13 protein-coding genes are annotated in these 13,018 nt (G+C 61.2%); 10 read left to right on the forward strand and 3 right to left on the reverse strand.

All coding sequences use genetic code 11. From position 1 onward, the window contains the following. Window positions 1–15: 15 nt before the first annotated feature. The 4 genes from GIV35_RS03045 (at window position 16) to GIV35_RS03060 (ending at window position 3,804) form a co-directional block, all read left to right on the forward strand. Complete coding sequence (locus GIV35_RS03045; RefSeq protein WP_034129042.1) at window positions 16–1,131, forward strand: uroporphyrinogen-III C-methyltransferase; 1,116 nt, start codon at window positions 16–18, stop codon at window positions 1,129–1,131. Between the two features lie 5 nt (window positions 1,132–1,136). Further along, window positions 1,137–2,378 (forward strand): heme biosynthesis protein HemY, encoded by a 1,242-nt coding sequence (locus GIV35_RS03050; protein ID WP_105228939.1) that lies wholly within the window; start codon window positions 1,137–1,139, stop codon window positions 2,376–2,378. Window positions 2,379–2,614: 236 nt separating this feature from the next. After that, window positions 2,615–3,136 carry a disulfide bond formation protein B gene (locus GIV35_RS03055; protein ID WP_105228938.1) on the forward strand — a complete coding sequence of 174 codons (522 nt, stop codon included), beginning with the start codon at window positions 2,615–2,617 and terminating at the stop codon, window positions 3,134–3,136. 209 nt (window positions 3,137–3,345) lie between these two features. Next, complete coding sequence (locus GIV35_RS03060) at window positions 3,346–3,804, forward strand: Rsd/AlgQ family anti-sigma factor (RefSeq protein ID WP_034129039.1); 459 nt, start codon at window positions 3,346–3,348, stop codon at window positions 3,802–3,804. 53 nt (window positions 3,805–3,857) lie between these two features. Here GIV35_RS03060 and GIV35_RS03065 read toward each other — a convergent pair whose 3' ends face one another. Next, window positions 3,858–4,535, reverse strand: a complete 678-nt coding sequence (locus GIV35_RS03065) for an FKBP-type peptidyl-prolyl cis-trans isomerase (protein WP_105228937.1) — start codon at window positions 4,533–4,535, stop codon at window positions 3,858–3,860. Window positions 4,536–4,727: 192 nt separating this feature from the next. On the opposite strand from GIV35_RS03065, the gene GIV35_RS03070 reads away from it, so the two are divergent. Beyond that, window positions 4,728–5,906 carry an AlgP family protein gene (locus GIV35_RS03070; RefSeq protein ID WP_236491365.1) on the forward strand — a complete coding sequence of 393 codons (1,179 nt, stop codon included), beginning with the start codon at window positions 4,728–4,730 and terminating at the stop codon, window positions 5,904–5,906. Here the strand turns inward: GIV35_RS03070 and GIV35_RS03075 are convergent. Further along, on the reverse strand, window positions 5,903–6,367 hold the full coding sequence (locus GIV35_RS03075) for a TIGR02444 family protein (protein ID WP_177430945.1): 465 nt from the start codon (window positions 6,365–6,367) through the stop codon (window positions 5,903–5,905). The genes GIV35_RS03070 and GIV35_RS03075 overlap by 4 nt on opposite strands. A 50-nt stretch (window positions 6,368–6,417) precedes the next feature. Here GIV35_RS03075 and abc-f point away from each other — a divergent pair, with 50 nt between their 5' ends. The 5 genes from abc-f (at window position 6,418) to GIV35_RS03100 (ending at window position 12,176) form a co-directional block, all read left to right on the forward strand. Further along, window positions 6,418–8,328 (forward strand): ribosomal protection-like ABC-F family protein, encoded by a 1,911-nt coding sequence (gene abc-f, locus GIV35_RS03080; RefSeq protein ID WP_014720438.1) that lies wholly within the window; start codon window positions 6,418–6,420, stop codon window positions 8,326–8,328. Then, complete coding sequence (locus GIV35_RS03085; RefSeq protein WP_105228934.1) at window positions 8,328–8,900, forward strand: mechanosensitive ion channel family protein; 573 nt, start codon at window positions 8,328–8,330, stop codon at window positions 8,898–8,900. The genes abc-f and GIV35_RS03085 overlap by 1 nt, the downstream gene beginning before the upstream one ends. A gap of 88 nt (window positions 8,901–8,988) precedes the next feature. Further along, complete coding sequence (locus GIV35_RS03090) at window positions 8,989–9,621, forward strand: LysE family transporter (protein WP_005792425.1); 633 nt, start codon at window positions 8,989–8,991, stop codon at window positions 9,619–9,621. Between the two features lie 202 nt (window positions 9,622–9,823). Continuing rightward, window positions 9,824–11,719 carry an FTR1 family protein gene (locus GIV35_RS03095; protein ID WP_236264314.1) on the forward strand — a complete coding sequence of 632 codons (1,896 nt, stop codon included), beginning with the start codon at window positions 9,824–9,826 and terminating at the stop codon, window positions 11,717–11,719. Window position 11,720: 1 nt separating this feature from the next. Beyond that, window positions 11,721–12,176, forward strand: coding sequence for a YaiI/YqxD family protein (locus tag GIV35_RS03100; RefSeq protein ID WP_105228932.1), 456 nt, complete (start codon window positions 11,721–11,723; stop codon window positions 12,174–12,176). Window positions 12,177–12,322: 146 nt separating this feature from the next. Here GIV35_RS03100 and elbB read toward each other — a convergent pair whose 3' ends face one another. Next, window positions 12,323–12,988 carry an isoprenoid biosynthesis glyoxalase ElbB gene (gene elbB / locus GIV35_RS03105; RefSeq protein ID WP_236264313.1) on the reverse strand — a complete coding sequence of 222 codons (666 nt, stop codon included), beginning with the start codon at window positions 12,986–12,988 and terminating at the stop codon, window positions 12,323–12,325. Window positions 12,989–13,018 lie beyond the last annotated feature (30 nt).

Raw genomic sequence — 13,018 nt, forward strand, 5'->3', positions numbered from 1 at the left:
GCAAAGGACGGATACGTGAGCGAAACAGCCTTGCCTAAAGATGAAGCTCAGCCCGCGCTTGATGCGCCGGTCGAGACACCGGTCAGCGCGCCACGCCGTGGCAATGGCCTGGCAGTCGTCGCCTTGCTGTTGGGCGCTGCGGGCGTAGCCGCCGGCGGCTGGGGGATCTGGCAGGTCCGTGCCCTGCAAGCCAGCAGCCAGCACCAGCTGGGCCAGGTGCAGACCCTGGATGACCAGTCCCAGAGCCTCAAGCAAGGCCAGCAACAGCTGGCCGCCCGCCTGGCGCAATTGCCGGGTGCGGATGAGCTGGAAGAGCGTCGCCGCCTGGTCACGCAGTTGCAGGGTGATCAGCAGCGCCTCAACCAGCGTCTGGAAACCGTGTTGGGTGCTAGCCGCAAGGACTGGCGCCTGGCCGAGGCCGAGCATCTGATCCGTCTGGCCAGCTTGCGTTTGTCCGCCTTGCAAGACATCAACAGCGCCCAGTCGCTGGTCCAGGGTGCCGACGAGATTCTTCGCGAGCAGAGCGACCCAGGGGCTTTCGCTGCACGGGAGCAATTGGCCAAGAGCCTGGCCGCGCTGCGCAGCACCGAGCAACCGGACCGTACCGGCCTGTACCTGCAATTGGCTGCCTTGCGTGACCAGGTGGTGCAACTGGCGGCGATTGCCCCGGAGTATCAGCTCACGGAGCCTGCTTCCCAGGGGCGCCCCACCAGCGATACGCAGAACCAGTTGAGCCAGTGGTGGGAGCAGATCTCCCGTTATTTCCGCATCGACTTCAACCCGGATGACAACATCCGTCCCTTGCTGGCAGGCCAAGGCCTGAACCAAGTGCGCCTGGCCTTGAGCCTGGCACTGGAGCAAGCCCAATGGGCTGCGCTTAACGGCGAGGCGGCCGTCTACAGCCGCTCGTTGGGGGAAGCGCGCAGCGTGTTGCAGGACAACTTCAACCAGGACAACCCGCAGAGCAAGGCGATGCTGGCGCGCATTGCCGAGCTTGAGCCCAAGGCCGTGTCCGTGGTCACGCCTGACCTGGCCGCGAGCCTGGCCGCTGTGCAGGCGTACCTTGAGCGTCGTCATCTGTCGGCCGACGAAGCCAAGGCCGCGGCTGGCAAACCGGCGACCCAGGAGTAGAGCTGATGAAGCGTTTCTATGTGATCCTGGTGCTCGCAATTGCGCTCGCCCTGGCCCTGGGTGTAGGCATTTCGAAGCACACCGGCTACGTGTTGATTACCTATCCTCACCTGCTGCATTACGAATCAAGCCTGTGGGCGACATTGGTGGCGGTGTTTGCCATCGGCCTGGCGATTTATCTGGTCCGCGTGTTGTGGAGCCTGGTCACCACATCCGGTGGCGTGGTCAACCCCTGGTCACGGCGCAATCGCAGCCGCCGTGTTCAGATCGCTATCGAGCAAGGCCAGATGGACCTCGCCGAGGGACGTTGGGCCAGTGCGGAGCGCCACTTGCACCGCGCCGCCGAAGCAGAGCGTCAGCCGCTGCTGTATTACATCGGTGCCGCCCGTGCGGCTAATGAACAGGGCCGTTATGAGGAATCCGACGGCTTGCTGGAGCGCGCTCTGGAGCGCCAGCCCCAGGCCGAACTGGCCATTGCCTTGAGCCACGCGCAATTGCAGATGGATCGAGGTGATACGGAAGGCGCGCTGGTCACTCTTCAGGCGATGCATGAGCGTCACCCGCATAACGCGCAAGTGCTGCGACAACTGCAACGCCTGCATCAGCAGCGTGGCGATTGGTCGTCTGTGATTCGCCTGCTGCCTGAGCTGCGCAAGGACAAAGTCTTGCCCGCCAATGAACTGGCCGAGCTGGAGCGTCGCGCCTGGGGCGAGAACCTGAGCCTGGCGGCCCAGCGTGAAGAGCAAGGCGAAGCCGGGTTGCAGTCCTTGGAACGCGCATGGGAGCAACTGACCGCTGCCCAGCGCCAACAGCCACAACTGGTGTTGGCGTATGCCGACCAACTGCGTCGATTGGGCGCGGATGCCAAGGCCGAAGAAGTGCTGCGTGGTGCTCTCAAGCGCGGTTATGACAGCCACTTGATCCGGTTGTACGGCCTGTTGCGCGGCAGTGATCCTGCGCGCCAATTGAAGTTTGCCGAAGGCTGGCTCAAGGACCACCCAGGCGATGCCAGCCTGTTGCTGACGCTGGGCCGTCTGTGCCTGCAAAACAGTCTGTGGGGCAAGGCGCGGGATTATCTGGAAAGCAGCCTGCAAGTGCAGCGCAATCCCGAAGCCTGCGCCGAATTGGCTCGCCTGCTGGCCCAATTGGGCGACACCGAGCGCAGCAACCAGCTGTTTCAGGAAGGCTTGGGGTTGCTCGACAATCGCCTGCTGTCTTCGCCGCTGCCGGTGCCTGCGCGAGCTTGAAGTAGGAAAGGGTGAGTGGATTGGCTCGGACCGATCCGACACCCGCTCCTTCAAAGCTTGAAAACACTCGGTTTAACTGGCCTTGTTACTAATTCCTACTTGTTGTAACTGAATTTCCTCGGGCCCGTGGCGGGATGTCTTTATGTTTTCGAGGAAATGTCTGCTCTAGGGCGTATTGAAAGGGGTCGGGCCTTTCCTCTACCGTAGCGACCTATCTCTTGCAGTGCGGATAAACAATGTCTTTGGCCCCTTTACGCTCTTTGTTTTTCCTGGCGTTCATGGCGGGTGCGCTGACGTTGGGCGCGTCTTTCTACCTTCAATACGGCGCGCTGCTACGACCTTGTTTTCTATGCCAGGTACAGCGCCTGTTCCTCGCGTCTTTTGCCTTGATCAACCTGATTGCCGCGCTTCACAGACCTGGGCGTTCCGGCCATTGCCTCTACGGGCTGGCGAGCATGGCCTGTGCGTCGCTGGGCGCCATCACCGCAGGCAGGCAAGTGCTGTTGCAGAACAGGCCGGCAAGTCAGGTCGGGGATTGCTGGCCCAGCCTGCAGCATATGCTTGAAAACCTGTCTGTCTGGCAGGCAATGCGCTCGGTGTTCAATGGCACGGTCGATTGTGTCGAAATCAACTGGACGCTGTTTGACCTGAGCCTGCCTGAGTGGAGCCTGTTGTTCTTCGTGGCGATGCTGATCCTGGGGTTCATGCAGGTGTCACGGTTGTTGTTCGGCAGGCATTTGCGCCTCGCAACGCCTTGAAAACTAGACTCAGGTTGTAGGAGCGGATTAAACACTTGTATGAACATTCTCTCCTGCGTACCTTGAAGCCATAGTCATGCGGGCATAATCTGGCCCGCACGCGTTATCCAAACCGCTTGTCAGACGCGGCCTTGTCCGTCTGCTGCTTCATCCTTGAAGTGTTGCGCAGGTACAGAGCTGCGGCGCCCCAATAGGGAAGAGAGATCATCATGTTGGAAAGTTGTCAGAATGCTCAGGAACGCTGGGGTGGGGTGCATAAGCTGATCGATAGATGGCTGTTGGAGCGCCACGAACTGATTCAGGCCTATGACACTCTTGGTGCCCATCCCGATGCATTGGCTGAGAAGCAAAAGCCTCTGCAAGAATTCTGCGGGTCTTTGGTGGACTACGTGTCTGCGGGTCATTTTGAGGTTTATGAGCAACTGACCGGCGAAGCGAAAGCCTTCAATGACAAGCGCGGATTGGAATTGGCCGAAACCCTTTACCCGCGCATTGATGTGATCACCGAGAAGCTGCTGGCCTTCAATGATCTGTGTGATGAAGGCAAGTGTGTTGCTGAAAAATTCAAGGAGCTCGGCGGTCTGCTCCATGAGCGTTTCGAGTTGGAAGATTGCCTGATCGAAGTGTTGCACACGGCCCACAAACAAAAGGCTGCTGTCCAGGCCTGACCCTTGGCGGCGAGATAAAAAACGGTGCGCATGTCGCACCGTTTTTTTATGGGTCAGTGGCGAGTACCGAGCAGTTCAATTTCGAACACCAGCGGCGTGTAGGGGGGGATCAACTCACCTGCGCCGTCTGCGCCATAGGCCTGGGCTGAAGGAATCACCAGCCGCCATTTCGCACCCACCGGCATCTGTTGCAATGCACTGCTCCAACCGCTGATCACGCTGTTGAGGCGAAACCATTGCGGTTGCGTACTTTTGTCGAAGACAGTTCCGTCAGGCAGTCGGCCCACGTATTTCACCTGCACTTCATCGCTGGCCAACGGCTTGTTGCCAGTGCCCGGTGCCAGCTCGGTGAGCAGGATCCCATCGGCCAACTGACGAACGCCGACGGTGGCTTTTTCCTTTGAGAGAAATTGCTGCTCGGCAGCGAGTGCTTTTTCGCTTTGAGGTCGTTGGGCGTCGGCGGCGTTCTGCGCTTCGTGCTGCGCGAGGATCTGTTCGATGCGCGCGTTATCCAGCGCCAGTGGCTTGCCTTGGTAGGCTTGCTTGAGTCCGTCGAGCAGGGCCTGTATCTGCAGGTCGGGGACTTCCTGGCGCAACCGTTCGCCAAGGCTTGCGCCCAGGCTATAGGCAAGATCGTGCGGGGTTGCGGCGGTGGTGTTTGAAGAGGGTTGCTCGCTTGCTTCGGCCACGCAGATCGCCAAGCCGAACACTAGAAAAAGGTAACGCGACATGGGCATTCTCCCGGCGAAAGTGCGACGGATTATGCCAGTGCGGCTGCGTAAAAAGTGACGTGGTTTTCCGTTATATCGATAAGAATTTTCGCACGTTGCAACGCAACGCAAACGATACTGTCAACATGCCCTAGCGGCGGTAAGAGCAGAGGGCTAGTATGAGCCGCACCCACGTCAGCCAGGAGGTAAACCATGTCGGCCAAACAGAAGCCTGTAAATACCCCGTTGCACTTGCTCCAACAACTTTCGGGCAGCCTGCTCGAACATCTGGAAAGCGCGTGCTCCCAAGCCTTGGCTGATGCAGAAAAACTGCTCGCCAAACTGGAAAAGCAACGCGGTAAAGCGCAAGAAAAACTGCACAAGTCCCGCACCAAACTGCAAGACGCCGCCACTGCCGGCAAGTCCAAGGCGCAAGCCAAAGCCAAAGGCGCGGTCAAAGAACTTGAAGAGCTGCTGGATGCTCTCAAGGATCGCCAAGCCGAAACCCGCAGCTATATTTCCCAACTCAAAAAAGACGCTCAAGAAAGCCTGAAACTGGCCCAAGGCGTTGGCCGTGTGAAGGAAGCCGTAGCTAAGGCACTGGGTGCTCGTGCGCCTGCAAAAGTAGCCGCTAAGCCAGTCGCTAAAACCGCTGCTTCCAAACCAGCCGCCAAGCCAGTTGCTAAAACTGCTGCTGCCAAACCAGCCGCTAAGCCAGTTGCTAAAACTGCTGCTGCCAAACCAGCCGCCAAGCCAGCTGCTAAAACTGCTGCTGCCAAACCAGCCGCTAAGCCAGCTGCTAAAACTGCTGCTGCCAAACCAGCCGCTAAGCCAGCTGCTAAAACTGCTGCTGCCAAACCAGCCGCTAAGCCAGCTGCTAAAACTGCTGCTGCCAAACCAGCCGCTAAGCCAGCCGCTAAAACTGCTGCTGCCAAGCCAGCCGCTAAGCCAGCCGCTAAAACTGCTGCTGCCAAGCCAGCCGCGAAGCCAGCTGCTAAAACTGCTGCTGCCAAACCAGCCGCGAAGCCAGCTGCTAAAACTGCTGCTGCCAAACCAGCTGCCAAGCCAGTCGCTAAAACGGCAGTTGCCAAACCGGCCGCTAAACCTGCTGCTGCCAAACCGGCTGCAAAGCCAGCTGCTAAACCCGCTGCTGCCAAACCAGCCGCGAAGCCAGCTGCTAAACCTGCTGCCGCCAAACCAGCCGCGAAGCCAGTTGCTAAACCTGCTGCCGCCAAACCGGCCGCGAAGCCCGCTGCCAAGCCAGCGCCCGCAAAGCCAGCTACTCCAGCAGCACCCACTGCCACTCCGGCAGCAGCCTCCGCTCCAACTGCATCGGCCAGCAGCACCCCTGCACCGGTAGCGCCAAGCAGCACCCCAACCAGCGCTTCCTAAGTGTTGGTTGCCATGGCGCGCAATTGCAGCAGCGCGTCGTGGTCAAGGTTGGCGGCTTCGGTCGCCAGGCCTTCAAGCCATTCTTGCTGACCCGGCACCTCATTGATCGGCCATGCCTGCGCCAGCGCTTCCAAGCGCGCCAGCAGCGTTCTTTCGGCCTCCAGTTCCAGTGTCTTGACCTGCTCTCGTAGCGATGCCAATTGCGCATCCTGCTGGGCCAAGGCCCGCCATTGCACGCGCATTTGTCGCAAGGGTTCGACAACCTGCACCCGCCACGGCTGGGCAATCTGCTGCAGTGCCTGAACGCGTTCGGGCTTATATGCCACACCTCGCCATTCCAGCCACGCACCACACAACAACAGGCACACGTCTGCCCCTTGCTCCTGCACGCGCAGGCAAGCGGCCTCCACGCCCGGGCGGGCATAGGTCGAAAGGGCAAAGCTCCACAGGTCAGCGCACATATTCACACCCAAGCCAGCGGCCAACGAAGCTGGTAGACTCCGCCGCCATTATGATCCGACTTCAAAGCCTAACATTACAGCGTGGCCCGCAACGTCTTCTTGAAGACGCCGAGCTGACCCTGCACGCCGGTCACAAAGCCGGCCTGATCGGTGCCAACGGCGCCGGCAAATCCACGTTGTTCGCCTTGTTGCTGGGTGAGCTGACCCCGGATTCGGGGGACTGCCTGCTGCCGGCCGACTGGCGCATTGCCCATATGCGCCAGGAGATCGACACCCTGGACCGTATCGCCATCGACTACGTGCTCGATGGCGACCTGCGCCTGCGCCAGGTGCAGCACGATCTGGCTGAGGCCGAAAAAGCCCAGGACGGTGCCGCACAGGCGCGCCTGCACTCGGAGCTGGACAGCGCCGACGGCTATACCGCCGACGCCCGTGCTCGCAAGATGCTCGCTGGCCTTGGGTTTACCAACGAACAGATGGACCGTCCGGTGGCCGACTTCTCCGGTGGCTGGCGTATGCGTCTGAACCTGGCCCAAGCGCTGATGTGCCCCTCGGACCTGTTGCTGCTCGACGAGCCGACCAACCACTTGGACCTCGATGCGATCCTGTGGCTGGAAGACTTCCTCAAGAGTTACCAGGGCACCTTGCTGCTGATTTCCCACGACCGGGATTTCCTCGACGCCGTGGTCGATAACATCGCCCATGTCGAACAGAAGAAAATCACTCTGTACCGTGGCGGCTATACCGCGTTCGAACGCGCTCGCGCCGAACGCCTGGCCCAGCAGCAACAGGCCTTTGAAAAGCAACAGGCGCAACGTGCGCACATGGAAAGCTACATCGCAAGGTTCAAGGCCCAGGCTACCAAGGCCCGCCAGGCCCAGAGCCGGATCAAGGCCCTGGAGCGCATGGAAGAGCTGTCGGCGGCCCACGTCGATTCGCCGTTCGACTTTGTCTTCCGTGAGTCGGTGAAGATCTCCAGCCCGCTGTTGGACCTATCGGATGCTCGCCTGGGCTATGGCGACAAAACCATCCTGGAGAAGGTCAAGCTGCAGCTTACGCCGGGCGCACGCATCGGTTTGCTCGGCCCGAACGGCGCAGGCAAGTCGACACTGATCAAGAACCTTTCGGGTGAGCTTGAGCCGCTGGCCGGCCGCCTGACCCGTGGCGAGAACACGGTGGTGGGTTACTTCGCCCAGCACCAATTGGACTCGCTGGACGCCAAGGCCAGCCCGCTGTTGCACCTGCAACGCCTGGCGCCGACCGAGCGCGAGCAGACCCTGCGCGACTTCCTTGGCGGTTTCGACTTCCGTGGCGCGCGCATTGACGAACCTGTGCTGAATTTCTCCGGTGGCGAAAAAGCCCGACTGGCCCTGGCCCTGATCGCGTGGGATCGCCCGAACCTGTTGCTGCTCGACGAACCGACCAACCACCTGGACCTGGAAATGCGCCTGGCGCTGACCATGGCCCTGCAGGAATTCAGCGGTGCGGTATTGGTGGTGTCTCACGACCGTCACCTGCTCAAGAGCACCACCGACAACTTCCTGCTGGTGGCCGACGGTAAGGTCGAAGAGTTCGACGGCGACCTGGACGATTACGCGCGCTGGCTGACGGAATACCGCCTGCGCAATGCGCCGGCCAGCAACACGCCGGTCAACCCGGACAAGACCGACAAGAAAGCCCAGCGCCAGGCCGCCGCCGCGCTGCGCCAGCAGTTGGCGCCGCACAAGCGTGAGGCCGACAAGCTGGAAGCCGAACTGGGCAAGGTGCATGAGCGCCTGGCCAAGATCGAAGCCAGCCTGGGCGACAGCGCCGTGTACGAGGCGGCGCGCAAGGACGAGCTGCGTGACCTGCTGGCCGAACAGGCCAAGCTCAAGGTGCGCGAGGGGCAACTGGAGGAAACCTGGATGGAGGCCCTCGAATTGCTCGAAACCCTGCAAGCGGAGCTGGAGGCGCTGTCCTGATGGAAGCGTTGCAATTGCCAGTCCCGGTGCAATGGATCGAGCCCATCTGGATTGGCGTGCAAATCCTGCTGATCCTGCTGGCCGGCTACCTGGCCCAGCGCTTTGTCGCCAAAGGCCTGACACGCCTGGGTGAGCGCTACCCGTTTCCGCCGCAATTGTTGATGCCCCTGCGCGGTGGCTTGCGCTGGCTGATCATGGGCAGTGCGCTGATCTTTGTATTGGGCCGCCTGGGTGTGTCGGCCACGGTGTTGTGGACGGCCTTGTCGGGCTTTGTCGCGGTGGCGGCCGTGGCGTTCTTCGCCATGTGGTCGGTGCTGTCCAACCTGTTGTGCGCAATCCTGATCTTTACCGTCGGGCCGTTTCGCCTGGGTGATATCGTCGAGTTGGTGGACACCGTCGACAAGCCGGGCGTGAAGGGCCGAGTCGTGGCGATCAACTTGCTCTACACCACGCTGATCGAAGTCGAGGAAGCCGGGACCAACAGCGCGATGGTGCAGGTGCCCAATAGTCTGTTCTTCCAGCGTTCGGTGCGACGTTGGCCGGGAACCCACGTATTTCCGGGCGACCGCTAGCGTTTACATCTTGTAAATATCTATAGCCAGCCTTTGGTCGCTGGAGTTAGCTTAAGGCACAACCGCTAACTCCCTTACGAGGTGTGCAATGGCTCTCGATACATGGCTGGCCTTTTTCCTGGCCAGTTGGATCATCTCCCTTTCTCCTGGCGCCGGTGCCATCGCCTCGATGTCTAGCGGCCTACAGTACGGTTTTGTGCGTGGCTACTGGAACGCTATCGGCCTACAACTTGGCCTGGCGATGCAGATTGCAGTGGTAGCGGGTGGCCTGGGTGCCATTTTGGCGGCATCGTCCACCGCGTTCTATGCGATCAAATGGTTCGGCGTGGCCTACCTTGTGTACCTGGCCATCAAGCAATGGCGCGCGTTGCCAATGGACATGACCGATGACGCCGCCGTACGCCCGATCGGCAAACCGATGGCGATGATGTTCCGCGGCTTTCTGGTCAACGCCAGCAACCCCAAGGCGCTGGTATTCATGCTGGCGGTGCTGCCGCAGTTCGTGAACCCGCAGGCGCCGTTGTTGATCCAGTACCTGATCCTTGGTGCGACCATGATCAGCGTCGATATGATCGTGATGGCGGGTTACACAGGTTTGGCCTCGAAAGTCTTGCGTCTGTTGCGTACGCCTAAACAACAGAAACGTGTAAACCGCACCTTTGCTGGCTTGTTTGTCGGCGCTGCCGGTTTCCTTGCCAGCCTGCATCGCGCCACGGCCTGACCAAGCGACTGGCTCAAAAATGTGGGAGCGGGCTTGCTCGCGAATACGGTGTATCAGTCAAAGAAAATAGTGACTGAAGCACCGCATTCGCGAGCAAGCCCGCTCCCACATTGGTTTTAGGGTGATATGAAATAACACCTTGAGTCGAATCCATTAAAGCTCAACAATAGTGTTACTTCGTATTTCCACTTGAGATTCATTCATGACCGCCCCTTTCCGCTTTCTCGCCTGGCTGCTGTTGCCGGCATTGCTGTCGTGCAGCCTCAATCTGTCGGCCGCGACCGCCGAGGGCGCGCCGCAAGCCCTGCATTTGCTCGACTACATTGGCGCCGACTACCCGCCGACGGTAGAAGCGGGCAAGGTGGTGGATGATTCGGAATACCGCGAACAAGTGGAGTTTCTCGGGGTATTGCAGGGGCTGGTGGCGGATTTGCCGGACAAGCCTGAGCGCGCCGAGCTGGTAAAGGGCGTTGATGAGCTGCTGGCCGCGGTCACTGCCCACCAGGACGGCGCGAGCGTTGCCCGCCAGGCCCGTCAATTGGGCGCCAAGCTGGCCGTGGCGTATGAAGTCAGCCAGGCCCCGGCCATTACGCCGGACCCGACGCGCGGCGCGCCGCTCTACGCCCAGCATTGTTCCGTGTGCCACGGCACAGCGGGCGCCGGCGATGGCCCGGCAGGCATGGGCATGACGCCGCCCCCCGCTAACCTGCGCGATGCAACGCGCCTGGACCGCCTGAGCCTCTACGCGATCTACAACACCCTCGGCCTGGGCGTTGAAGGCACCGACATGCCGTCGTTCGCTGACCAACTGGACGACCGCCAGCGTTGGGACCTGGCAACCTATATCGCCGGCTTCACGGCCGACCCGGCCGCTGCCAAAGGCGAGCAGACGTTCAACCTTGCCGACCTGGCGCGCCAGACCCCCAATGAAGTGCTCGCCGCTGACGGCCCTGGCGCTGCGGCGACGTTCCGCGCCCAGCGTGCACAGCCGCCGCAGGTTCAGCGTGGCCCCGCGCAGTTGCTCGACTACACTGCCGCCACCCTGGACAAGAGCCTCGCGGCGTTCCGCAACGGCGACCACGAGCAGGCTTACGATCTATCCGTCGCTGCCTACCTGGAAGGCTTCGAGCTGGTGGAAAGCTCCCTGGATAACGTCGATGCCAATGTGCGCAAAGACACCGAGAAGGCCCTGATGGCCTATCGGCAATCGTTGCAGGACGGCTTGCCTATCGAGCAGGTGCAGCAGCGCTTGGATGCAGCCAAAGGCAAACTCACTGAATCGGCTGGTTTGCTGGGCGGCGATGGCCTGAGCTGGTCGTTGAGCTATATCTCCGGCTTGCTGATCCTGCTGCGTGAAGGCCTGGAAGCGATTCTGGTGCTGGCCGCGATCCTCGCCTTCCTGCGTAACACCGGCCAGCAATCGGCGGTGCGCAGCGTCAACGTCGGCTGGGGCCTGGCGCTGTTGGCAGGTTTGGGTACCTGGGCCTTGGCGGCCTATGTCATTGACGTCAGCGGTGCCCAGCGTGAATTGCTTGAAGGCTGCACGGCGTTGTTTGCCAGTGTCATGGTGCTATGGCTCGGCGTGTGGATGCACGACCGGCGTCACGCGGCGGCTTGGCAGGACTACATCAAGAGCAGCCTGGTGGGCGGCGGTGGGCGTTTCGGTTTTGCCGTGCTGGCGTTCTTCTCGGTGTATCGCGAGCTGTTCGAAGTGATCCTGTTTTACGAAACCCTGTGGCTGCAGGCCGGCCCTGCCGGGCACAACGCCGTGCTGGCCGGTGGTGCCACGGCGCTGGTGCTGCTGGTGGGCCTGGCCTGGGTGATCCTGCGCGGTTCGGCGAAGTTGCCCCTGGCGCTGTTCTTCGGCATCAACGCCGCGTTGCTGTGTGCGCTGTCGGTGGTGTTCGCCGGGCATGGTGTGAAAGCCTTGCAGGAAGCAGGCATCTTCGGCACGCGGCCGGTGGCGTTCTTTGACTTCGACTGGCTGGGCATCCACGCCGATGCGTACTCGCTGGGGGCACAGGCCGTGGCGATCCTGGCGATTGTGGGGTTGTATGGCCGTAGCCGCCTGACCGAAAAGCGCCGGGTGGCGGCGTAGCATGCGCGTGTGGATCGACGCCGACGCCTGCCCTCGGGCGGCCAAGGACCAAGTGGTGAAGTTCGCCCTCAAGCGCCAGTTTGAGGTGGTGCTGGTGGCAGGGCAAAGCCAGATCAAACCGAGCTTTGCCTGTGTGAAGTTGATCGTAGTGCCCAGCGGGCCGGATGCCGCTGATGATTACCTGGTGGAGCACGCCGTGCCTGGCGAACTGGTGATTTGCAGCGACGTGCCCTTGGCCGACCGCCTGGTGAAGAAGGGCGTGACGGCCCTTGACCCGCGTGGCAAGGAATTCAGCCCGGCGAACATGAGCGAGCGGTTGGCGGTGCGTAACCTGTTTACCGACCTGCGCGAGCAAGGCCAGATGGGCGGCGGCCCGCCGCCCCACAGCGAAAAGGACAAGCAGGCGTTTGCCAATGCGCTGGACCGAATCCTTACCCGCTTGATGAAGCCAGCCTGACCTGTGGCGAGGGAGCTTGCTCCCGCTGGGCTGCGTAGCAGCCCCAAAGCCGTCGTCAGTGTTTTATCTGAATCACCGCGTCAGCTTAGATGGGGTGGCTTCGCCACCCAGCGGGAGCAAGCTCCCTCGCCACAGCCGCATCCCCATCAGTCGTTCTCGTGGGTCAACTCCAGCACCCGATCCACCAGCTTGTTGATGCCGGACGCCACCTCGCTGATGTTCTTGCCCAGCATGTAGGCCGGTGTACTCACCAGCTTGCGCGCCTGGTCCTCGACGATGTCCTCCACGGTGCATTCGACGTGGGTGGCGCCCATCTTGTCCAAGGCTGCGGCGGTGCTGGCATCGTTGCCGATGGTGCAGGTCACGCCAGGGCCGTAGATCTTGGCGGCCAGGGCCGGCGAAATGCAGATCAAACCCACCGGCTTGCCCGCTTCGGCAAAGGCTTCAGCCAGTGCCAGCAGCTGGGGGTTGATGCTGCAGCCTGCGCCTTCCACGGCAAAGTTCGACAGGTTCTTGGCCGCGCCAAAACCGCCCGGCACGATCAGCGCGTCAAAGTCTGCGGCGTTGGCTTGGCCAATATCCTTCACGGCGCCTCGAGCGATGCGCGCGGATTCCACCAGCACATTGCGCGATTCGGGCATTTCCTCGCCCGTGAGGTGGTTGATCACGTGCAACTGCGCTACGTCGGGTGCAAAGCATTCCACTTGAGCGCCGCGCTGGTCCAGGCGCAGCAGGGTGATCACGCTTTCATGGATCTCTGCGCCGTCGTACACGCCACAGCCGGAAAGGATCACTGCAATCTTTTTGCTCATGGGCATTTCTCCTGATTCATGGCGTTAAAT

This window comes from Pseudomonas sp. PA-1-6B (assembly GCF_021609545.1).
In the GTDB taxonomy this organism is placed as follows: Bacteria; Pseudomonadota; Gammaproteobacteria; order Pseudomonadales; family Pseudomonadaceae; genus Aquipseudomonas; species Aquipseudomonas fluorescens_BV.